The 20,179-nt window shown below is 44.1% G+C and carries 20 protein-coding genes; 10 read left to right on the forward strand and 10 right to left on the reverse strand.

From position 1 onward, the window contains the following. Positions 1-62 precede the first annotated feature (62 nt). The 3 genes from AB4209_RS01035 to AB4209_RS01045 form a co-directional block, all read right to left on the reverse strand. Positions 63-743 (reverse strand): ChrR family anti-sigma-E factor, encoded by a 681-nt coding sequence (locus AB4209_RS01035; RefSeq protein WP_017060966.1) that lies wholly within the window; start codon positions 741-743, stop codon positions 63-65. Then, positions 736-1,383 carry a sigma-70 family RNA polymerase sigma factor gene (locus AB4209_RS01040; RefSeq protein WP_017060967.1) on the reverse strand — a complete coding sequence of 216 codons (648 nt, stop codon included), beginning with the start codon at positions 1,381-1,383 and terminating at the stop codon, positions 736-738. The genes AB4209_RS01035 and AB4209_RS01040 overlap by 8 nt, the downstream gene beginning before the upstream one ends. 110 nt (positions 1,384-1,493) lie before the next feature. After that, a complete protein-coding gene (locus tag AB4209_RS01045) occupies positions 1,494-2,114 on the reverse strand; it encodes an LON peptidase substrate-binding domain-containing protein (protein ID WP_017065084.1) in 621 nt (206 codons plus the stop codon). Between the two features lie 252 nt (positions 2,115-2,366). Here AB4209_RS01045 and AB4209_RS01050 point away from each other — a divergent pair, with 252 nt between their 5' ends. Beyond that, on the forward strand, positions 2,367-2,753 hold the full coding sequence (locus AB4209_RS01050) for a tautomerase family protein (protein ID WP_017072356.1): 387 nt from the start codon (positions 2,367-2,369) through the stop codon (positions 2,751-2,753). 134 nt (positions 2,754-2,887) lie between these two features. Here the strand turns inward: AB4209_RS01050 and AB4209_RS01055 are convergent, their stop codons facing one another. Beyond that, a complete protein-coding gene (locus tag AB4209_RS01055; RefSeq protein WP_017060970.1) occupies positions 2,888-3,685 on the reverse strand; it encodes a DUF4344 domain-containing metallopeptidase in 798 nt (265 codons plus the stop codon). A gap of 326 nt (positions 3,686-4,011) precedes the next feature. On the opposite strand from AB4209_RS01055, the gene AB4209_RS01060 reads away from it, so the two are divergent. Continuing rightward, positions 4,012-4,368 (forward strand): YibL family ribosome-associated protein, encoded by a 357-nt coding sequence (locus tag AB4209_RS01060; protein WP_017060971.1) that lies wholly within the window; start codon positions 4,012-4,014, stop codon positions 4,366-4,368. A 316-nt stretch (positions 4,369-4,684) separates the two neighbouring features. Further along, complete coding sequence (gene gltS, locus AB4209_RS01065) at positions 4,685-5,911, forward strand: sodium/glutamate symporter (protein ID WP_372054515.1); 1,227 nt, start codon at positions 4,685-4,687, stop codon at positions 5,909-5,911. A 437-nt stretch (positions 5,912-6,348) separates the two neighbouring features. Here gltS and AB4209_RS01070 read toward each other — a convergent pair whose 3' ends face one another. Continuing rightward, the gene (locus AB4209_RS01070; protein WP_102428129.1) at positions 6,349-7,005 is read right to left on the reverse strand and encodes an NAD(P)H-dependent oxidoreductase; all 657 of its coding nucleotides are present in this window, start codon (positions 7,003-7,005) and stop codon (positions 6,349-6,351) included. 291 nt (positions 7,006-7,296) lie between these two features. Continuing rightward, positions 7,297-8,163, reverse strand: a complete 867-nt coding sequence (locus tag AB4209_RS01075) for a glycerol kinase (RefSeq protein WP_372054517.1) — start codon at positions 8,161-8,163, stop codon at positions 7,297-7,299. A 570-nt stretch (positions 8,164-8,733) separates the two neighbouring features. On the opposite strand from AB4209_RS01075, the gene AB4209_RS01080 reads away from it, so the two are divergent. The 3 genes from AB4209_RS01080 (at position 8,734) to AB4209_RS01090 (ending at position 12,545) form a co-directional block, all read left to right on the forward strand. Further along, a complete protein-coding gene (locus AB4209_RS01080; protein WP_372054519.1) occupies positions 8,734-10,626 on the forward strand; it encodes a PTS mannitol transporter subunit IICBA in 1,893 nt (630 codons plus the stop codon). 183 nt (positions 10,627-10,809) lie between these two features. Further along, positions 10,810-11,958 (forward strand): mannitol-1-phosphate 5-dehydrogenase, encoded by a 1,149-nt coding sequence (locus tag AB4209_RS01085; RefSeq protein ID WP_009846102.1) that lies wholly within the window; start codon positions 10,810-10,812, stop codon positions 11,956-11,958. Between the two features lie 50 nt (positions 11,959-12,008). Then, the gene (locus tag AB4209_RS01090; RefSeq protein WP_198592367.1) at positions 12,009-12,545 is read left to right on the forward strand and encodes an MltR family transcriptional regulator; all 537 of its coding nucleotides are present in this window, start codon (positions 12,009-12,011) and stop codon (positions 12,543-12,545) included. 261 nt (positions 12,546-12,806) lie between these two features. On the opposite strand, the gene nagB is transcribed toward AB4209_RS01090, so the two are convergent. Further along, positions 12,807-13,607 carry a glucosamine-6-phosphate deaminase gene (gene nagB, locus AB4209_RS01095; RefSeq protein WP_372054521.1) on the reverse strand — a complete coding sequence of 267 codons (801 nt, stop codon included), beginning with the start codon at positions 13,605-13,607 and terminating at the stop codon, positions 12,807-12,809. 606 nt (positions 13,608-14,213) lie between these two features. Continuing rightward, positions 14,214-14,567 carry a DUF413 domain-containing protein gene (locus AB4209_RS01100; RefSeq protein WP_017061517.1) on the reverse strand — a complete coding sequence of 118 codons (354 nt, stop codon included), beginning with the start codon at positions 14,565-14,567 and terminating at the stop codon, positions 14,214-14,216. A gap of 154 nt (positions 14,568-14,721) precedes the next feature. Here AB4209_RS01100 and AB4209_RS01105 point away from each other — a divergent pair, with 154 nt between their 5' ends. Continuing rightward, positions 14,722-15,612: a LysR family transcriptional regulator gene (locus tag AB4209_RS01105; RefSeq protein ID WP_017061518.1), complete on the forward strand. Its 891-nt coding sequence runs from the start codon at positions 14,722-14,724 to the stop codon at positions 15,610-15,612. Positions 15,613-15,795: 183 nt separating this feature from the next. On the opposite strand, the gene AB4209_RS01110 is transcribed toward AB4209_RS01105, so the two are convergent. Next, positions 15,796-15,999: a hypothetical protein gene (locus AB4209_RS01110; protein WP_372054523.1), complete on the reverse strand. Its 204-nt coding sequence runs from the start codon at positions 15,997-15,999 to the stop codon at positions 15,796-15,798. A 236-nt stretch (positions 16,000-16,235) separates the two neighbouring features. Here AB4209_RS01110 and AB4209_RS01115 point away from each other — a divergent pair, with 236 nt between their 5' ends. The 3 genes from AB4209_RS01115 (at position 16,236) to AB4209_RS01125 (ending at position 18,678) form a co-directional block, all read left to right on the forward strand. Continuing rightward, positions 16,236-17,612: an AlkA N-terminal domain-containing protein gene (locus AB4209_RS01115; protein ID WP_017061520.1), complete on the forward strand. Its 1,377-nt coding sequence runs from the start codon at positions 16,236-16,238 to the stop codon at positions 17,610-17,612. A 25-nt stretch (positions 17,613-17,637) separates the two neighbouring features. Then, positions 17,638-18,120, forward strand: a complete 483-nt coding sequence (locus AB4209_RS01120) for a methylated-DNA--[protein]-cysteine S-methyltransferase (RefSeq protein ID WP_017061521.1) — start codon at positions 17,638-17,640, stop codon at positions 18,118-18,120. Positions 18,121-18,291: 171 nt separating this feature from the next. Next, complete coding sequence (locus AB4209_RS01125; protein WP_017061522.1) at positions 18,292-18,678, forward strand: hypothetical protein; 387 nt, start codon at positions 18,292-18,294, stop codon at positions 18,676-18,678. 14 nt (positions 18,679-18,692) lie between these two features. On the opposite strand, the gene nhaD is transcribed toward AB4209_RS01125, so the two are convergent. Then, positions 18,693-20,132 (reverse strand): sodium:proton antiporter NhaD, encoded by a 1,440-nt coding sequence (nhaD, locus tag AB4209_RS01130; RefSeq protein ID WP_017061523.1) that lies wholly within the window; start codon positions 20,130-20,132, stop codon positions 18,693-18,695. Positions 20,133-20,179: the final 47 nt, after the last annotated feature.

Below are 20,179 nucleotides of genomic sequence, written 5' to 3' on the forward strand. Positions count from 1 at the left end.
ATGTATTGACGATATACAGGATAGCTTCATGCCATCCTGTATATTTATAGCCTGCAACTGGGTTAATAGATATATTTTCCAAGTGGATTGAATAGTTGGCTCACACCTTTTGTGAAGTAAAGCGCATCACTTGAAACGGTTAAACAGACACAACCTTCTTTTGTTGCAGGTTGATGAGTGTGATTGCCATCCAACCAGATGAAGTCACCTTTGTTGTAAACGCCCATTTCGTCTTCGAAACTACCTTCTAGAAGAAGCGTGATCTCGAAGCCTTTGTGGGTGTGGCAAGGCACTTGTCCATCTTTGTCGATGTGCAACAAGCTGGTGTGGTGTGCTTCGTCAGCAAAATCGAGTCTTGCTCGTGAAATTTTGCCTAGGTTCATCCAGTCCTTTCTCGCTACTGAGTTTAGAGCGCGAGGGATTGTGAATGTCGTGTCAGCAACAGTTACTTTCTGAACCTCTGGAGTCACTTCAACAGACTGAGAAGTATCAGCTGTGATTTGCTCTATCGCGTCAAAATCAAAGTCCATGTCGTCCATTGAGAAGCTGTCTAGATCTTCATTTGAGAATACTGGCTCTGCGTCAAAAGCATTATTCGCTGCTACAGCTGTAAGCTGCTTGACTTGTTGTTGGCAGTGTTCACACAGCTCTACATGGCTAGAAACAATCAAAGAAACTGAATCAGCCAACGTGCCATCGACGAAGTCTTTCAAGATTGCCGCGTTTGGGTGATGTTTAATCATGGTCTTGTTCCCCCATGTGAACTTTTAATTTGGCTAAAGCGAGTCTCAGACGTGATTTCACTGTTCCAAGTGGGACGCCAAGTTGCTGAGCGAGTTGCTCTTGAGAGAGCTCTTGAAAGTAAACGCCTTTGACGATGGTTTTCTGAGCGAGAGGCAACTTTTCTATTTGAGTCATTACGTGTCGGCTCATCAAATGGTCACCGAATGGCAAATCTTCGCTTTGAGACTCGGCTACCATCGCATCGATTGGCCAGATATCGTCGGCTATCGTTTGTTCGGCTTTCGCTTTCACTTTGCGCAACATGTCGAATGCTGCATTACGCATTACCGTGTAGACCCAAGTGGTCGCAGCGCCTTTATCTACATTGTAGAGATGTGCTTTCTTCCAAACATTAGTCATCGTGTCTTGAACTAGCTCGTTTGCAGCAGCTTCGCCACCCAACTTACTGATACCAAAACGCTTGATCTTAGGAGCGAAGAACTTGAACAAACAGGTGAACGCCTGCTTGTCTCGGTCTGTACCAACCAACACCAGCCAGCTCGAGAGCTCTGTCGGTACTTTGTTGTCTGTAGGTACTTTGTTATCGGGAATAATGACATGCTCCTTGCCGTTCCCTGAACTTCTGCTTTCCACTTGCATAGTAACTAACCATCATGCGAATTTGATGGGCACTACGTGAAAGGAGAAAGTCGGGATCACTTTAATTTAAATTAATTTCTACTATACAAAATTATAGTGAAGAAAAGTGCTTATTGCCCCGTAATGATTTGATTCAAAAAAGGAACTAGAGACGGAAAACTGGCTGGCTCAGTAAATTCTGTTTTCTTTTCCAGTGGGATAGGCATCATTTCGAGCAATCGCGCACAGATCCATTGTGGGCTCTCAAAATCAGGAGTGGGATAGAGTGTTCTTATCGAATCGTGGTCGCGAAACAACTGAACCAAAAAAGCGGTAAACACGTTAGGCACTTTATATTCATCGGTAGGCCAGTGAGGCAACAAGCTGAACTTACTTTTAATCAGGTCATCATCGTCTCGAAACGACCCATGCAATTGCACCAACTTTTCGCCTTCGACATCAATTTCTAATATCTGGTCGTCCGACATATTGAAGTCGACGATGGTCACCTTTGTTCCCCAAGAGCTGAGATGATCAGAGTTAGATTTGTCTTGAGTGGCGATAATGAAACCATCGCCCTGCGCTGCGTGAGCGACCATCGCGAGATACTTTGGCTCAAAAATGCGCAGTCTTTGTCTGCCTCCCGGTAAAAGGAAGATGGGGAGGGGAAACACAGCGAGCTCCAGAGAAGACTCTACGGGTGTTTCTGGTTCGGCGTCTGTCCGCGTGGTCTTCCTAGGTGAATTCGGCACATAGTACTCCTTAGTTCAGATGTGATTCGAGAAGATATACGCGGGGAGGGTGGTGTTCGATCAATTCGCTTCGGCTTATGTTCGCAAAGGGATAGATATTTTGTTGCACCTGTTCATAAATTCATTGTTTTTACCTTTTCTCATACGCGTCATTAGGTAATATATGAACAAATAGTAAGCGAATGGGTAGTTGCCAGACGATGCTTCTATCTGACGTTCTTCTATACCTAACATCGCATCAAAGGAATGGTCATGATTGTTATTTATGGTATCAAAGAGTGCTTAAATCCAATTAAGTTGCAGCTCTCTAATGTGTTGCAGCAGTGCTTGAACAGTGAAATGGGTTTACCCGATGACAAGCGAGCACATCGGTTTGTGCCATTGGAACGAGATGACTTCTTTTACCCGGAAGGAAGAACAGAAGCCTATACCGTCATTGAGATAAATATGATGGAAGGTCGAGCGGTAAACACCAAAAAGCGCTTAATTAAGAAGATATTTTCTGAGATAGAGAAGCAGTTAGCTATCTCTCCAATTGATATTGAAATTTCCATTAAGGAACAGCCATCGCATTGCTGGGGATTTCGAGGGATGACCGGCGATGAAGCTCAAGATCTGAAGTACAAAGTGAACGTCTAGGGTTTAAGCTCTTAACTCTTAACTCTTAACTCTTAACTCTTAACACGTAAGACTTAAGCCAATCTATCGAGTGACGGCTTTGGAATTTGATGCCAAAGCCGTTTTCCTAGTTCTCGACACTAACCTTTAAGCATCTAAGCATCGTCACTCTTTTTTAAATACTGATGCCAATTTTCATTGATCACGTCAAAGTGCTCAACGCAGAACTCTTTTCTGTCTTTCAAATAGTCGTTTTCCACTTCATCGAGCAAGTTCTTATAGGCATCGGGATCGCTGCCATACACCAAGCATAACGTGGAGAAGTAACGCTGCAGGTCGAAACTGTGCTCGTCGATGTATTCCCCCAAGTCGTAATACTCTGGGCGGTCTTCTGACTCGAAAGCGAACATGTCTGCAGCGCTGATAGCAGCGTCGGCCCCATGCTCTACGTAGTTAAGCAGTAGCACGGTTGCTAGGTTATCAACCGCATCTTCTTCTTTACCCAATATGGCAATGTTCTGATCTTCGATATACGCATGCCCAGTCTCGTGTAGCAGGGTGTGCAGCAAGGTATCAATAGCGCCGGTTTGCGCAGATTTCCCATACTCTTTTTCGTATTGGTTCTTCTCAAAGTAATTGAGTGACTCAGCGTAAAAACTGTAAGGGATCAGTACTTGATGGGTTTGTGGATCGTAGAGTGGTCCTTCTTCCCCGCCATATTGAATGGTTAATGGCTTCTCAAACATGAAGAGTTGGTTTGATAGGTCGACCACGGTGTCATTAACGCCACTGCTTTGAATCTCTCGTTTGAGCTGCTCTTCTTCGGTATTTTGCGGTGTAGAGTACTCGACGATTAGGTTACTTTGGGTGGCTTGTTCACTAGATGCATAAGTTGTGGCAAACATTGCACTCAGGGCTAGGCTGCAGGTCAATGTTCGTTTCAATAATGTCATCGGCTATCCTTGTGATTACGTTGCGATTCAGAGTCGTGCTGGGGGTAACAACTCCAAGCTGTGTACCCTGATTTAGTTATTGCGTTAGAGTATAAGTTTAGACGGAATTTTGATGCATCGAGGACTGCAATTTTTGAAGTAGGCGCTATCCTATCAATGAATAATCCGCTTAGAGATTCGCCACAAAGAATAAGTAAGCTGAATGAGCGGTGTCGATGTGATTCGTTTCTATTGGTAATTAACAGATAAATTTCGGTTCAACACAACCCTTGTGCTATACTCCGCGCCCCAATCCGAATTGGCTTGTTTAATCTTAGGAAATTATTATGAGTGTTAAAAACGAACTTCAACAAATTAACAACCGTCTAGACAAGTGTCGCCACAAGTTAGATGCTGCTAAAACTCGTAATGATCGTCCTGTTGTTCGTCAGTTCGAGGAAGAGATTAAGAAGCTAACTAAGAAAATTGCCCAGCTTAAACACAAAGAAAGCTATGATGTGAACCAAGAGCGTAAGTCTCTGGTTGATATGCCATTTAGCCGTGAGATCACTAAGGCTGAGCAAGCGGATATGGGTAAACTTAAAAAGTCTGTTAAAGGACTCGTAATTGTTCACCCAATGACGAAGATCGGTAAAGAACTTCGCATTGAGGTTATGACTGGTTACGCACCGAAAAAATTCTAATTACCAGCGATGGTGATGAAAGAGGAGCTAGAAATAGCTCCTTTTTGCTTTTTTAGGTATTAAGAAAGCAGAGTCAGCGGCATAGATACTCACGCCGTTTTCAACTTTTAGGAGGTGATTGTTGTCACAAATCCTTTTATCTCCTATAAAAGTTAACGTGCTACTAACATGGTACTAAGCGATCGCAGTAATGTGTTCGCTTTTCGAATCCACACTTTCTCTCCAGTTTGTATAAATATAGGTAGAGCAGCACAAATAATTACAGATAAAACTAGACTCATTAGGGAAGATGAGAACGTAAAAAAATAGAGGTTATATGAATCAATTAATTTCAATTGGACCACTAGAATCCTTCCTAATCGCGATTAGTGTTTTGTTTCTAGGTCATTTCGTCAATGCAAAGCTTCCGATTCTCAAAAAGTACAACATTCCAGAGCCCATTGTCGGCGGCTTGATTGTCGCTTTTGCTATTACAGCCCTGCACTTTAACGGCCTTGATCTTGAGTTTTCCTTGCCCCTGCAGAACACGTTTATGTTGATGTTCTTTGCAACGGTCGGTCTTGCGGCGAACTACACGCAGCTGATAAAAGGTGGTGCTAAGGTATTCCTATTCTTAGGGGTAGCGTCGGTTTACATCATTATCCAAAACGGTGTAGGCGTAACCTTAGCTACGGCACTAGGCCTTGAACCCTTGATGGGTTTGATTGCTGGCTCTATCACCCTTTCGGGCGGTCACGGCACAGGCGCGGCTTGGTCTCAAACTTTTGCAGACACGTTTGGCATTGCAAATACGCTAGAAATCGCGATGGCTTCAGCGACCTTTGGTTTGATCATCGGTGGTATTATCGGTAGCCCAGTGGCGCAAAAGCTGATTGATAAAAACCAGCTTGAATCTGAGTACGGCACTGGCACGCAAACACATGAACGCTTCCCTGAACTTGTTACTTACAACGAGTATGAAGAAGACAAAGTGACGGCGAAGAAGGTGATTGAAGTGTTGTTCATCCTTCTTATCTGTATCACGGGTGCGAAGTACCTAGAGCAGTGGGTGGCGACTTTTGAAATTTCTTGGTTGATGATTCCTGACTTCGTTTACGCGTTGTTTGTCGGTGTGTTCATCACTAACGTGTTTGAAGTGACTAAGCTGCATAAGACTGACAGCGAAACGGTCGATATTCTTGGTACGGTGTCATTGTCACTGTTCCTAGCAATGGCGCTAATGAGCCTTAAGCTTTGGAACATATTTGACCTTGCGATTCCGTTCTTGGTTATCCTGGCGGTTCAGGCGGTTGTGTTAGGTATCTTCTCTTACTTTGTGACGTTCAAAGTAATGGGTTCTAACTACGACGCAGCGGTTATGGCAGGTGGTCACTGTGGTTTCGGCCTAGGTGCAACACCAACAGCGGTAATGAACATGGGCTCTTTGGTGAACCGTTTTGGTCCTTCACCACAGGCGTTCATGGTGGTGCCAATTGTTGGTGCCTTCTTTATCGATATCGTTAACCTGATTATCCTTCAGGGTTACATCTCGTTTATCGGTTAATGTTCGCCTTTACTTAAACGCAATGTGCTTATCGCACTAAGATGAATACAAGAAAGCCAGTCTGTTGACTGGCTTTTTTTGTTCTTGTTTATCGAGGTTTTCTTGCCTGATACCCCTGCGGTTAGGGCTCTGTCACATCAATAACTAGGGCGTGTTGATCTTTCGAGCTGATTTTTGCAGTGAGTTGCTGGGTATTTATACAAGGCAGAGGCATCGATGTGTAGCTAGCCTACATGAGAAGCCGATAACGCAGTAGAAATGACCAGCAAACGCTGCCCGAAGGGTTCGAGCTGGGCGCCCCCGCAAAAAGCGTTTTACTCTTTTTTGAGGGAGGTTTGCTTAGAATGACTAGGCTACTTCTCCCTCACCGCGATTAAAACGCTTTTGACTAGGCGTCCCCATCCGAACAAAATTTAACCACGAAAGGTCAACACGCCCTAAAGTGTTGTAACGACTTCATCAAGAGTTAGGCGCGCTTTTGGTTTGCCGTAGTTGTAGTCTTCGCCGTCTTTGTGGTAGCCGATAGCTAGAGCTACATCAACAACGTGACCTTCTAGTTCGTCAGCAAACTCTTCGCTGATCATAGCTGCATCTACACCTTCCATAGGTGTTGAAGCGATACCTAGACGAGCTAGTGTGTGCAGTGTGTTACCTAGTGCGATGTAAACTTGAGACTTAGTCCAGTTACCGTTGAAACCTGTTTCGTCTGTGTTCATTTCTGCGAATGCGTAAGCACCTAAGAATTGCTCGTACATTTCAGCTGGTAAGTGACCAGAGCTTACTTCTGTATCAGCACGCTTCGCGAATTTCTCTTTAGTGTACTTAGGATCGTGAGCAAACAGGATCGTGTGTGACGCTTCTTTCGCATGTGGTTGGTTAAACTGGAACATGTTTTCGAAAGTATTGTGGAAGCGTTGTTTTGCTGCGTCACTCTCAATGATGATGAATTTCCAAGGCTGAGAGTTGATAGAAGAAGCTGACAAGCGAAGTGCTTCTTTGATTACTTCCATGTCTTCCGCAGAGATGCGCTTTTCTGCATCGTATTTTTTAGCTGTGTAACGAGTGTTTAGATCAGTAATGATTGGATGAGTCATGTTGAATCCTAATATCTATCAATAATAAATGTTGTAGGGTTTTATGTTCAGTTACGTCAACAATAAACGGATAACCAATTTAAACGAATCTCAATAGATTGAACGTCTAAATAGTTATCGAACATGCCCCAATAAATCGAGTATCTGCGGTAGCTCAAGTCGATGGGTGTAAGATAATAGAAGAATGACTCGGGAAAAATAGCGAACATATCAAATCACTATGGTTAATAATGTCCATAATGATTCAATAAGTGTGATCTTAATGGAGGTGGAATCTCTAGATTCAGTAGCTTAGTACGCTTTGATACCATATTGGCGCAATAATGGCGGAAGTACGCTGTCTAGGTTGGGGATATCTTCTGGCGTGATTTCGATTAAACCAAAACCATGCTCTTCATAGATTTTTCTCGTAGCTTCACGTTTATTTTCGGCGATTGGCGCAGAATCAGTTCCCCAGAACTGGATGTATACTTTGCCACTTGGTAGATAAAAATCGCTGATCACTTCTTTTGATATCGGAAGCGGACGCTCGTACGCATGGACCACTCCTGCCATATAAAGCCAGTTATCAATGATCAGCTCTCCCTTTGATCGAACATAATGCCCGTCTAAGCTTCGGTGCTTCGCCTCAAATTTCTGACGAAAACTGGAGAATGACACATCGGTCGAGTGGCTTTCAGCATCATGCCCTAGGAATTCAACAACAGACTGCTTTAAACGTTTATTGCGAACCAATGAGTCGTGCCATACCACGAATAAGTTTTGAGTCGCTTTGTCTTCTCTTTGTTCACCTCCGGCTTTTAAGCCTGTAGAGGTGACATGCCAACCGTCTTCTTCTTTTGTTATCCAACCAAGCTCATTGAGCAATAAGTTGATTTTCTTTGCGCTGAGTTGAAAGGCACCGCCGAGCTGAGTGGCGGTCAATGTATTTCCTGAGAATGAATCCAAATCGATAAGAAGTTTCTCTGGCCAGACAATAAAGACACCGAACTTCTTATGTTCGACATATTCCCCACCAAAGCTTTCTCCTCGTTCTGTAAGAACCCAGCGCTCTTGTGAGCGCACGATATAACCCGCTGTTTTTAGATCGCTAAATAAAGTTTTAGCTTCTATGCCTTTTTGTTTAGCGAGTGCGGATGTGGAAATTTTGTCTGACATAGTCTTTTCTCAAATAGCAGAGTGATCCGCTGATGGGTTTTGGTGAGATACATGATGTGATAGCACAGGCGAGTACCATATCACATCTACTAATGCCAACTGCTGCTCACTGGTCTATGTTTTTAGTAGAAAGTCATGTCTGATTTTGATTTTGTGGGAAATGTGGTTCTTTCTGTAATTAAATTACATGATTAGCGATTCTGCTCATCTGGGTGCATATTTTCTATACGTGACACGATGTTCTTTTATACGGTTTATATAGATCTTAGATGCTATATTTTATTAAGTGTGATTTTGATCACTATTTATTTTTAAGTATTACAAGATAAAGCGTGATCTAGATCTTGCGGTAATGATATTTATTCTCATTAATTTGGCTTTGTAATTTTAATTCATGGTATTTTTGTGATCTAAAGTGCTCTTGTTAACCCTAAAGTGTTTTTCGTGTGTGATGGTTGTCACGAAAGTTGGGCTAAGGTGCATTTTAGAAATGTTGTGATACATTTTAATCGACTTTTGAGTACACACTTTCGGTCATTTGACCAACCAATACATTACGGGGTTCTACCTATGTTATCACCAGAAGCAAAGATTAAGGTTCAAAACTTTGGTCGTTTCTTATCCAATATGGTAATGCCAAACATCGGCGCATTTATTGCGTGGGGTTTCATTACTGCACTATTCATCCCAACCGGTTGGTGGCCTAACGAAACGTTAGCATCAATGGTTGGCCCTATGATTACATACCTATTGCCACTATTGATTGGTTACACCGGTGGTAAAATGGTTGGTGGTGACCGCGGTGCGGTAGTAGGTGCCATCACGACAATGGGTGTTATCGTTGGTACTGATATCCCAATGTTCATGGGTGCAATGATTGTGGGTCCACTAGGTGGTATCGCAATTAAAAAATTCGATGAAGCTGTTCACGGTAAAGTGAAGAGTGGTTTCGAAATGCTAGTGAATAACTTCTCTGCGGGTATCATCGGCATGATCTGTGCGATCATCGCGTTCATCGTGATTGGTCCTGCGGTTAAGATTCTATCTGGCGGACTTGCTGCTGGCGTAAACGCAATGGTAGAAGCAGGTGCATTACCTCTAGCATCTATTTTTGTTGAACCTGCGAAAATTCTATTCCTAAATAACGCAATCAACCACGGTATCTTCTCTCCACTAGGTATCCAGCAATCTGAAGAGATTGGTCGTTCAATCTTCTTCTTAATCGAAGCAAACCCAGGTCCTGGTTTTGGTCTTCTACTTGCTTACATGGTGTTTGGTAAAGGTAGCGCGAAGCAATCTGCTGCTGGTGCATCTATCATCCACTTCCTAGGTGGTATCCACGAAATTTACTTCCCTTACGTTCTAATGAACCCACGTCTAATTCTTGCGGTAATCGCAGGTGGTATGGCGGGTGTATTCACTAACGTAGTGTTCGATTCTGGCCTTATCTCTCCAGCATCTCCAGGTTCTATCTTCGCAGTCTTACTGATGACGCCAAAAGGCTCTTACATCGGCGTGATTCTATCGGTTATCGCAGCAACGGCAGTATCGTTTGTTGTAGCGTCAATCCTCCTTAAAACATCAGCGCAAGATGATGAGGAAGATTCACTAGAGAAAGCTTCTGCACAAATGAAAGACATGAAAGCGTCTTCTAAAGGTGCAGCATCAGAAGCAAACGTAAACCTAGCGGATGTAAAAGCAGTTTATGTAGCGTGTGATGCGGGTATGGGTTCAAGTGCAATGGGTGCGGGTCTACTACGTAAGAAAGTAGCAACAGCTGGCCTAGACATTGAAGTGACCAACTACGCAATCAACAATCTACCGGCTGATTCGCAAATCGTTATTACGCATAAAGACCTAACAGACCGTGCTCGTAGCACTGTGCCAGGTGCGATGCATATGTCTCTAAGCAACTTCCTAGACGGCGGTGTATACGACCAACTAGTTGCTGAACTTGTCGATGCTCAAAGTGGTGAAGCGAAAGTAGAAGCTCCGGCGTCTGCTGCAGCTCCAGCACAAGAAGGCAACAAGCTTGCACTGACAGACGACAGCATCTTCCTTGGCCTTAAAGCGACTCAAAAAGAAGACGCAATCAAGTTTGCTGGCGAACAATTAGTAAAACTTGGCAACGTATCACCAGAATATGTAGATGGCATGTTTGCTCGTGAAGAGCTTGTGTCTACTTACCTAGGTGAGTCTATCGCTGTGCCACACGGCACAATCGAAGCGAAACAATATGTACAAAAAACCGGCATTGTTTTCTGTCAGTACCCTGAAGGTATTCAGTGGGGCGAAGATGAAGATGATATCGCGAAGATGGTTATCGGTATTGCCGCACAAGGCGATGAGCACAACATGGTGCTGATGGCTATTACCAATTCACTCGATGATGAAGAAGCTGTGGAATGCCTACAGAACACAACAAACCCTGCTGATGTTCTACGTATTCTCAACGGAAACTAAAAAGCTCTAGTCAAGCTCCTGAGTGAAGGAGGCCGGTATCCCCCTACTGGCCTCATTTTCGGTCTTAATCTTTCTAACAAGATTCAGTCTGAATAGCTTACTGCTTAATGCCTAGGGCACATCGTCAAGGCATGTTGTTGAGCAGTTAGCTATCTAGATTCAAATATTTATAAGGTCAAAATTATGAAAGCGTTACATTTTGGTGCAGGTAATATCGGTCGTGGTTTCATTGGTAAGCTTCTTTCTGATGCTGGTATGAAGGTTACGTTTGCTGACGTAAATGAAACGGTTGTAAATGCGTTAATTGAACGCCAAGAATACCCAGTTAAGATTGTTGGCGAAGAGTGTGTTGTCGAAGTTGTTAAGAACGTGACAGCAGTAAACTCAGCGACAAGCGCAGTAGTAGATTGCATTGCTGAGTCTGATCTTGTGACGACTGCAGTGGGCCCTACGGTTCTTAAAATCATCTCTAAGTCTATCGCTCAAGGCATTGAAAAGCGTGCAGCAGCAAACAACACTGCACCAATGAACATCATCGCGGCAGAGAACATGGTTCGCGGTACTAGCCAATTAAAAGCAGCCGTGTTAGAGCACCTTTCTGATGAAATGAAAGCGTTCACTGAAGAGCACATTGGCTTTGTTGATTCTGCGGTTGACCGTATTGTTCCACCGGCAGAAGCGGGCGAAACAGATCCTCTAGCGGTAACGGTTGAAACGTTCAGCGAGTGGATCGTAGATCAAACACAATTCAAAGGTGAGATTCCAAACATCCCAGGAATGGAATGCACTGATAACCTAATGGCTTTCGTTGAGCGTAAACTGTTCACGCTAAACACAGGTCACTTGGTAACGGCATACCTTGGTGTGCTTGCAGGTCATGAGACTATTAAAGACTCTATCGAAGATGACGTAATCCGCGCTGAAGTAACAGCGACGATGGAAGAGAGTGGTGCGGTTCTGATTAAGCGTTACGGCTTTGATCCAGAAGCACACGCTGCCTACATCCAAAAGATTCTAGGTCGTTTTGCTAACCCGTTCCTACGTGATGAAGTAGACCGCGTTGGTCGTCAGCCAATTCGTAAACTGAGCCCGCAAGACCGCCTAGTTAAGCCTCTAAACGGTACATTAGAGTACGGCCTACCGAATGCTCACCTAGTAAAAGCAATCGCTGCTGCGTTCCATTACAAGAACGAAGACGACCCACAAGCGGTTGAACTTCAAGCAATGTTCGCAGAAAAAGGCTTTGCTGAGACATTAGCGCATTATTCTGAGCTGAATAGTGACTCAGAAGTTGTTAAACTAGCGGAAGAAGCTTATCTAGCATTGAAATGATAAACCATCAAAGTGCCACACCAGTGGCACTTTCTTATTGTCGAGCCGTTATGCCAATACAAACAAGCCATGAAACTGAATTACTCGAAGCCCTTTCGGAAGCTGAGAGTGCTAGCGCCTGCCTAATGGCTGCTTATGATGCATTGGACGACACGGTAGATGCCGTATTAAAAAACATCTTTAAGAAAGACGACACTGCAATTAAGTTCGTTGTCGAGCCACTTCTCAACAGTGGTGGGCCGTTAGGCGAGATCATGATTCGTGCTAAGTTGCTACTCGGACTTGGCGTGATCAGTAAAGAACTCTACGACGATCTAGAGGTTTTCGTTACCTTGAAAGAGTGGGCGAAAATACAGGGTGAAGACACCAGCTTTACAGAAGTTGATGTGATATTTGAGCTCAACAAGGTGCACGCGATTCAGCGTATTATGCCTATCGAATATGACGCGGAGATGGTGGAAACGATGTCTGGCCCAATGCTTGAAATGTTCTTGGGGCGACATAATCAAAAGGTGAAGTCGACGATCGTATTAGCTATCACTGACATTATCACTACCCTATGCCGAGATAACGCGCTGAGCTCTTAGCTCTAGTTTGCAGCTCTGCTTATCTTGTTTCACATCCTACATAACTTGTAGCTGTTCGTTCGTTTCAATACAAAGATTAAAATGATGGCGGTTTCTCTCGTTGGAGAAATCGCTTTGTTGTTTTTGTGCTTCTAAAAAATATCCGAAATATCTTCCCATTAAATACAAAAGCAGCAGGCACAAAAAAAGCCACATTCAGTGGCTTTTTCTATTCAAGACGCTCTCTTTATAAAAACGCCCTGCTATTCAAGACTATAGGAATTATAGGTCTTGGATGTTCTCAGCTTCTAGCTCTTGGAAGTAGCGTAGAGTCTTAACTTTTAGCTCTTGTTGAGCTGGCTCATCAGCAACGATGATAGCTTTACTGTGCATCTGTAGAGCTGTAACAGTCCACATGTGGTTTACAGAACCTTCGATAGCCATTTGAAGCGCTTGAGCTTTGTTGTGGCCTAGAGAAAGGATCATCACTTCTTCTGCATCTAGAAGAGTCGCAACACCGATAGTTAGTGCGTATTTAGGAACTTGGTTGATGTCGCCATCGAAGAAACGAGAGTTCGCGATACGAGTGTCTTCAGTCAACGTTTTGATACGAGTGCGTGAAGATAGAGAAGAACCTGGTTCGTTGAATGCGATGTGACCGTCGATGCCTACGCCGCCCATGAACAGGTTGATTTTGCCGTATGAACGGATTTTCTCTTCGTATGCTGCACAGTGAGCATCGATATCTTCAGCTTTGCCGTCTAGCAGGTTGATGTTTTCTGCTTGGATATCAACGTGGTTGAAGAAGTTCTCGTGCATGAATGTGCGGTAAGACTCTGGGTGGTTAGGGTCGATGCCAACGTACTCATCCATGTTGAATGTTACAACGTGCTTGAAGCTAACTTCGCCAGCTTTGTAAAGTTCAATTAGCTCAGCGTAAGTAGTTAGAGGTGTGCTACCAGTAGGAAGACCTAGTACAAATGGACGCTCAGCCGTTGGAGCGAACTTGTTGATTGAATCTGCGATATGACGAGCAGCCCATTTACCTACTTTAGCTTTGTTGCTTAATGGAATAAGTCTCATTGATTTTGCCCCTAGAAATAAAATTTTATAGTGTTCTGAAACATTAATTCGCATTATAAAATAAGTTATCCAGTTCCGCTATTGTTTTAGGTCAAGTTTTTGCTTTTTTCGTCGTAACTGTGACTGGAACTCTCAAAATTGCACAATTATTGTATGGATATTTGGTGGCGTTAAACAAGATTAATACGTTTGTCATATACAGCAATGTTGATCTAATTCAGCACCTGAAAGGGTTGGTGTGTTTCTATGCCTTGATACGATTATTGCAATAATGGCATCGCTCGAACCATTGACGAATTTTGGTGCATTAACGTGTTTCGAGTATAAACAAGCGTTGAGCGTATAGTTGAAACTAGAAAAATAATGATGGCAATGGAGCGCTATCGTGATAAAAGACAGGGGCAGGATGAAGAACGATGAATCTCAGTGGGATGAATACCCATAAGATTGAACGAGAGCTGTGTTTTAGTCACGCTATCGCTATGAATTGTATATAAATATTGGTAAAAATGGATAGGTTGGCTAAACTTACCAATTACAAAGAAGATGTGTGTTTGAAGGCAAAAAAAAGCCCAAAGTGATGAGGTATCACTTTGAGCGATTTTACTAATCTTCTAACACTAACTCACTTTCGTATTCTTCCCTAGATACGTCGCCGCGTTTGCAGCCGTTTAGGGTGTGAAAGCGACGGCGTCCACGAGCCAGTTGAATGTACTTCAACCAAACACGCTCTAACTTGGACTTTGCCTTATGAGGGTGAGACAACACTTTAATGAAGTGTTTTTCTTCTGCATTGATTGGTGCTAGTTCACCAGTTTCAAGTGCAAGCATAGTGTCACCAAACAAGGTTAGGATTTCCTCTTCTGAAAGAGTAAAATCACCCGACTTAGCGAACCCTCTCGGGAATTTAATGGTGTCATAAAAACGTTTTTTTCCGTGTCGGAATTCGGTCTCAGACATATCAGCCTCAGTAATGTGGTTAGATAGAAATTAGTGTTTATTGCTCACGCGAAAATATTGTTAAAAGGCTAAAATAGGAAACAAAATGTTTTTGCCTTTACGATAAACAATCCTAGATCGGCTAGTTAGCAGATTTATTACAGAGATGTATTTGATGGATGTGAAAGTATTTAGAACCTTTCTTGAGGTTGCAAGGGTGCGCCATTTTGGGCGTGCAGCTGAAAACTTGTATTTAACACAAGCGGCGGTGAGTGCGCGGATCAAACAGCTTGAAGGCTATTTTGATACTCAGCTCTTCATTCGTGACCGCAATAACATCAAACTCACATCTTCCGGTGAACGTTTGATTGGTTATGCCGAAGTGATGGTGTCCACCCTACAACAAGCCAAATTTGAGCTGTCGTTAGAGAGTGGTAAAGCCTTGCAGTTAACGCTGGGCGGCACGCCGAATATTTGGGATGCGTATCTGCAAAACTGTTTAAGTGTGGTAACCGACTCTTTTGGTGGTTACGGCTTTATGGCAGAGGTGATGGGGCGCGAGCAACTGAACCGTAATTTGTTAGAACGAACCTTAGATATGGCTTTCGCGTTCGATCAGATCAAAGCAGAAGAGCTGAACTGTAAAAAAGTCGCTGACTTGGTTTTGGTGTTGGTATCAACGCAGCAAGATGATCTGGAATCTGTATTTCAACATAAGTATGTTTATGTGGATTGGGGAACGCGCTTTGGTTCTGAACACGCAGAACGTCACCCTAAAGTGCCAGCACCGTACCTACGTACCTCTACAGCCCGTATCGCCCTCGATTTCATTTTAGAGAAAGGCGGCAGTGCGTATCTTCCGGTGTCTCTAGTCGAACCTTTTATCGATTCGGGTCAGCTGCACAAGGTGAAAGGGGTTGAAGACTGGTATCTCCCAATTTATCTGAGCTACCGTAAAAGCAGTACCTCGGTTGATGCGATCATGCAGGTTGAGAAGTTGGTTAATGAGATTGACCCATCGACGGCTTACACATTGCAGCAAGCCGCTGAACAAGCACCTGAGTAACGGCATTCGCGGTAAGCAGTGGCTTTGCTGATTAGATTCAATAAAAAATGGCTCCCAACTAATTGTATAGTTGGGAGCCATTTTTGTTTTAAACCAGAAATGTACTTCTTTTCGGAACTAGAGATCGTTTCTAATTCCATAAATATCGTTTAAGCCTGGTATGTGTAGCCTTTATTAAAAGCCCTATAGGTTCATTAGATTCTCAATAGACTCTTCAAGAGAGTGTGACTTGTACGAATGGATTTGATTGCCATCCGTTGCGTCAATCTCGATCATAGAAATCCCGTTGTCCGCTTTGTCTTCAAGAAAGCTTAGAGACTGCTCGACTGATTGACTGGTGAGAACCTGTTGATTTGATAAAACAATACGACATGTGTGTAGAACCATAGCCTTTTCCTTTTTATATTCGATAGGTCTCTGCATCTTGGCGTGCTAAGTACCGATCGTTGACGTTGTGAGAAGAATGTCCTCTCTAGGTTAAATTTAGTCGAATTGAATAAAATTAAAACCCTTTTTTGTGATTTATCTGACCTTCGCTTCCGAAAGTGGCTAGCGACAATGGTGGTTCACGGTAAACTTTTAGGTATCGGATCAAACGCTATGGTAAGTGGGAAGAGTACGGCATGTCGAAAAAGATCAATCACAACAGCAGCTTAACCAGTGAGCAGTGCCATTTGGCTCGATATGCACGAGATGCTCGCTTTGATGGGATGTTTTTTACAGCGGTGAAAACGACAGGAATTTTTTGTCGCCCGATTTGCCCAGCCACACCACCCAAAGAAGAAAACGTCGAATATTTTTCCCATCAAGCTCAAGCATTGAAAGCGGGATATCGTCCTTGTTTACGTTGTCGACCAGACAGCGCACCTTTTTCGCCGGCTTGGAAGGGCGTCGAAACCACTTTCTTACGTGCGATGCAGTTGATTGATAATGGCGCTCTGAATTCAGGATCTATCGTCGACCTTGCAACGCGGTTAGGTATTTCAGATCGTTATTTACGAACCTTATTCGACAATTACATCGGCGTGTCACCCAAGCAATATAGTCTGTACAGTCAATTGATGTTTGCCAAGCAGTTGCTGCACACCAGTAGCATGAGCATTACTGATGTCGGCTTTGCTAGTGGCTTCAATAGTACGCGCCGTTTTAATGATGCCTTTCAAAAAGAGCTGCAGCTTTCGCCAAGCCAAATTAGGCGAGCGAAGCCAAGTGACACTCAGAGTAATCATATTCAGCTTGGTTTTCATGGACCCTTAGATTGGAACCACTTGTTGAGGTTTTATCGACGAAGAATGATTGAGGGCTTAGAAGGCGTTGGCGAAGATTATTATAAGCGCACGGTAAATGTGAACGGGTCAAAGGGTTGGTTCAAGGCGACTTTAGCCAAAGATAACCGCTTGGATATTGAATTCGAGTTGGATGATATAAGCCAATTAAGAAGCTTGATTGCGAATATCCGCCGTATGTTTGATCTTGATGTCGATATTGCCAAGGTTGAGACGTTCTTTACGACTATCGATCCTAACTTGGTGGCTAAGAGTGGTATCCGTATTCCTGGCGTGTGGAGTGCTTGGGAGGCAGGCGTGAGAGCGATTCTAGGACAGCAAGTTTCAGTAACCGCGGCGATTGGTCAGCTTAACTTATTGGTCAAAGAGCTTTCTGATGAACATGAGAAAGCCAGCTTCCCAACACCAAAACAGATAGCGGACGCTGATGTTAGCTTCTTGAGAATGCCGGGAAGCCGCAAAGAGACCCTAAAGCGTTTTGCCGAATACATGGTCGACAATGAAGCTGAGCATCCTTCCAAATGGATTGAGCTAAAAGGGATTGGGCCTTGGACTATTCAATATGCACTGCTTCGCGGGTTAAGCGAACCTAATCATCTGTTGGTTGGTGACTTGGTGGTGAAGAAGTTTATTGAGCATCGCCCCGCCATCAACACGGAGAGTGTTTCGCCTTGGGGTAGTTACGCCACGTTCCACTGTTGGAATCAGTCTTAATCGGAATACTAAGCTAGGAGATATCATGGACAACCGTTTTACTTACTATGAGAGCCCATTGGGAACCGTGACGTTACAGGCGAACGATGAAGGCTTGCTCGGCCTTTGGTTCGAGACACATACCACCAAGCCGGAACCGTTGGGTGTTCAAGATGATAGCTTTCCGATCTTTGCATTGGCTATCGAGCAGCTTAATCGCTATTTCTCGGGCGAAGCTATTCAGTTTTCTGTGCCGATTGCAGCCAAGGGCACGCCATTTCAGCAGTCGGTTTGGCAGGCGCTGACGACCATTCCTTATGGAGAGACTTGGAGCTATGCACAACTGGCCGATGCGATAGGCAATCCGAAAGCCGTTCGTGCTGTGGGTTTGGCGAATGGCAAAAATCCGGTTTCAGTGATTGTGCCGTGTCACCGTGTGATTGGTAAAAACGGCAAACTGACGGGTTATGCAGGTGGCGTAGAACGTAAACAGCACTTATTGGTGATAGAGGGAAGAGAGCAAGACTAGCAAGCGATTTAGCCATGAGCCTGTCGAGATGCTGGCTGAATATCTCGTACTACTTAATGGTGAAGGCGAGTGGTTCTTAAAATATGACTTTGCATTAAAATCAACGCTTTCTGGGAAATATCGATTTGGTTGCATATTCTTTGACTATGTTCTCTAGGCAAGGATGCCCAAATGAATAGATTCCCCTTACTAATATCTGGCTGCAGCTCTGCATTATTGCTGACAGGTTGTTTAACTGATACCAGCCGACCTTTCGAGGTTCCACAGCTTGCTCTGTTCAAAGGTATGTATGAGAACGCAGATAATGACAGTTATCTACTTTTTGAATCCGGGCAAGTGACTTATCAAACAACGGATAATTCCGTGACTCGAACCTATCGTGTTGATGATGACTTGATCACCATTGAATTCAATTCTGGAAGCAGCCGAACTGACTCTAGACTAGTGATGCGCATTCAACAGAAGGGCGAGATGCTAACTTGCAACCAATGTCCAGCGATACAATTGAGTAACGTCTGGACACTTGTAGATAAGCCTGTGAAAGACAGTTCGAACTAGAAAAGAACTCCGAATTAGAAAAGATCGCCATTAAGCCATAGGTGTGCAGCGATACTGACGGCATAGCCAATCATGATCACTGGCATCCATTTCAAGTGGCCAAAGAAGGTGTATTTGCCATGCGCCGCACCCATTAACGCCACACCTGCCGCACTACCAATAGATAACAAGCTGCCGCCAACGCCTGCGGTTAAGGTGATCAGTAGCCAGTTACCCATCGACATTTGAGGTTCCATCGATAACACGGCAAACATCACCGGAATGTTATCGACAATCGCAGATAAGATCCCCACCATGATGTTGGCCCAAATTGGATCCCATTGGCTATACATCACGCCAGAGGCAAGCTCCAAGTATCCCAGTAGACTCAAGCCACCGACACACATTACCACGCCGTAGAAGAACAGCAGAGTGTCCCATTCGGCATGGGACACTCTTCGAAATACATCAAAGGGCACGACTGAACCGAGTCGCTTCAATGCCCCCCCATCATTGTTGGCAATCGCCACCGCTTTTTTCTTCGCCAGTGAATTTGGTAAGGTCTTACGCAAGAAATAACCAAAGAACTGTAGATACGCCAGCCCCATCATCATGCCCATTACTGGAGGGAAGTGGAGTACGGCATGGAAAGCAACCGCAGTGCCGATGGTCATGATGAACAACAACACGATGCGTCTTGCACCGCGTTTTAATTCAACGTGCTGATGCACCGTGTCGGGTTGGGTTGTGGGAACAAAGTAAGACATGATCATTGCAGGGACGAGGTAATTCATCACTGAAGGAATAAATAAGGGAATGAATTCACTGAAGCTCACATAACCAGCCTGCCACACCATCAACGTTGTGATGTCACCGAATGGGCTGAACGCGCCGCCAGCGTTAGCGGCTATCACGATATTCACACAGGCTAGGTTAACGAATTTAGGGTTAGATCCTGCGACTTTCAGAACCACGGCGCACATCAATAGAGCTGTGGTGAGGTTGTCGGCGATCGGTGAGATAAAGAAGGCCAGAATACCGGTTAGCCAGAACAGAGAGCGGAAATTAAAGCCTTTGCCCACCATCCACGCTTGCAGCGCATCAAACAGTCTTCTCTCTTCCATGGCGCTGATGTAGGTCATGGCGACGAGTAGGAAAAGTAACAGCTCAGCGTATTCCAGTAAGTTGTGTTCGAGTGCTTGCTTAGCGACTTCAACAAGGTTGTGTTCTTGGTAGATAAAACCAATGATTATCCAGATCAGTCCTGCTGCAAGTAACACTGGCTTAGATTTTCGGAGCTTTAGGTACTCTTCCATCATCACCACGATGTAGGCGACAACGAAAATGGTCAGGGATAGGTAGCCAGCGAATGAGTTGGTGAGCTTGAGTGGTTCTCCCAACTGAGAAGTGGCAGCACCTGCTACCGAAGAAAAGAGTAACAAAGAGAGAACAGCAGAAAGCTGGATACCTAACATGGATTACGCTCCGAAGTTAATAAGTTATTAACACGGGTAAAAGAGTA

Source organism: Vibrio sp. 10N.286.48.C11 (assembly GCF_041469805.1).
GTDB classification, from domain to species: domain Bacteria; phylum Pseudomonadota; class Gammaproteobacteria; order Enterobacterales; family Vibrionaceae; genus Vibrio; species Vibrio crassostreae_C.

Coding starts and splice junctions, on each gene's coding strand:
- AB4209_RS01035 (WP_017060966.1), bottom strand. CDS start 743: ATGATTAAACATCACCCAAACGCGGCAATCTTGAAAGACTTCGTCGAT.
- AB4209_RS01040 (WP_017060967.1), bottom strand. CDS start 1,383: ATGCAAGTGGAAAGCAGAAGTTCAGGGAACGGCAAGGAGCATGTCATT.
- AB4209_RS01050 (WP_017072356.1), top strand. CDS start 2,367: ATGATTGTTATTTATGGTATCAAAGAGTGCTTAAATCCAATTAAGTTG.
- AB4209_RS01055 (WP_017060970.1), bottom strand. CDS start 3,685: ATGACATTATTGAAACGAACATTGACCTGCAGCCTAGCCCTGAGTGCA.
- AB4209_RS01060 (WP_017060971.1), top strand. CDS start 4,012: ATGAGTGTTAAAAACGAACTTCAACAAATTAACAACCGTCTAGACAAG.
- gltS (WP_372054515.1), top strand. CDS start 4,685: ATGAATCAATTAATTTCAATTGGACCACTAGAATCCTTCCTAATCGCG.
- AB4209_RS01070 (WP_102428129.1), bottom strand. CDS start 7,005: ATGACTCATCCAATCATTACTGATCTAAACACTCGTTACACAGCTAAA.
- AB4209_RS01075 (WP_372054517.1), bottom strand. CDS start 8,163: ATGTCAGACAAAATTTCCACATCCGCACTCGCTAAACAAAAAGGCATA.
- AB4209_RS01080 (WP_372054519.1), top strand. CDS start 8,734: ATGTTATCACCAGAAGCAAAGATTAAGGTTCAAAACTTTGGTCGTTTC.
- AB4209_RS01085 (WP_009846102.1), top strand. CDS start 10,810: ATGAAAGCGTTACATTTTGGTGCAGGTAATATCGGTCGTGGTTTCATT.
- AB4209_RS01090 (WP_198592367.1), top strand. CDS start 12,009: ATGCCAATACAAACAAGCCATGAAACTGAATTACTCGAAGCCCTTTCG.
- nagB (WP_372054521.1), bottom strand. CDS start 13,607: ATGAGACTTATTCCATTAAGCAACAAAGCTAAAGTAGGTAAATGGGCT.
- AB4209_RS01100 (WP_017061517.1), bottom strand. CDS start 14,567: ATGTCTGAGACCGAATTCCGACACGGAAAAAAACGTTTTTATGACACC.
- AB4209_RS01105 (WP_017061518.1), top strand. CDS start 14,722: ATGGATGTGAAAGTATTTAGAACCTTTCTTGAGGTTGCAAGGGTGCGC.
- AB4209_RS01110 (WP_372054523.1), bottom strand. CDS start 15,999: ATGGTTCTACACACATGTCGTATTGTTTTATCAAATCAACAGGTTCTC.
- AB4209_RS01115 (WP_017061520.1), top strand. CDS start 16,236: ATGTCGAAAAAGATCAATCACAACAGCAGCTTAACCAGTGAGCAGTGC.
- AB4209_RS01120 (WP_017061521.1), top strand. CDS start 17,638: ATGGACAACCGTTTTACTTACTATGAGAGCCCATTGGGAACCGTGACG.
- AB4209_RS01125 (WP_017061522.1), top strand. CDS start 18,292: ATGAATAGATTCCCCTTACTAATATCTGGCTGCAGCTCTGCATTATTG.
- nhaD (WP_017061523.1), bottom strand. CDS start 20,132: ATGTTAGGTATCCAGCTTTCTGCTGTTCTCTCTTTGTTACTCTTTTCT.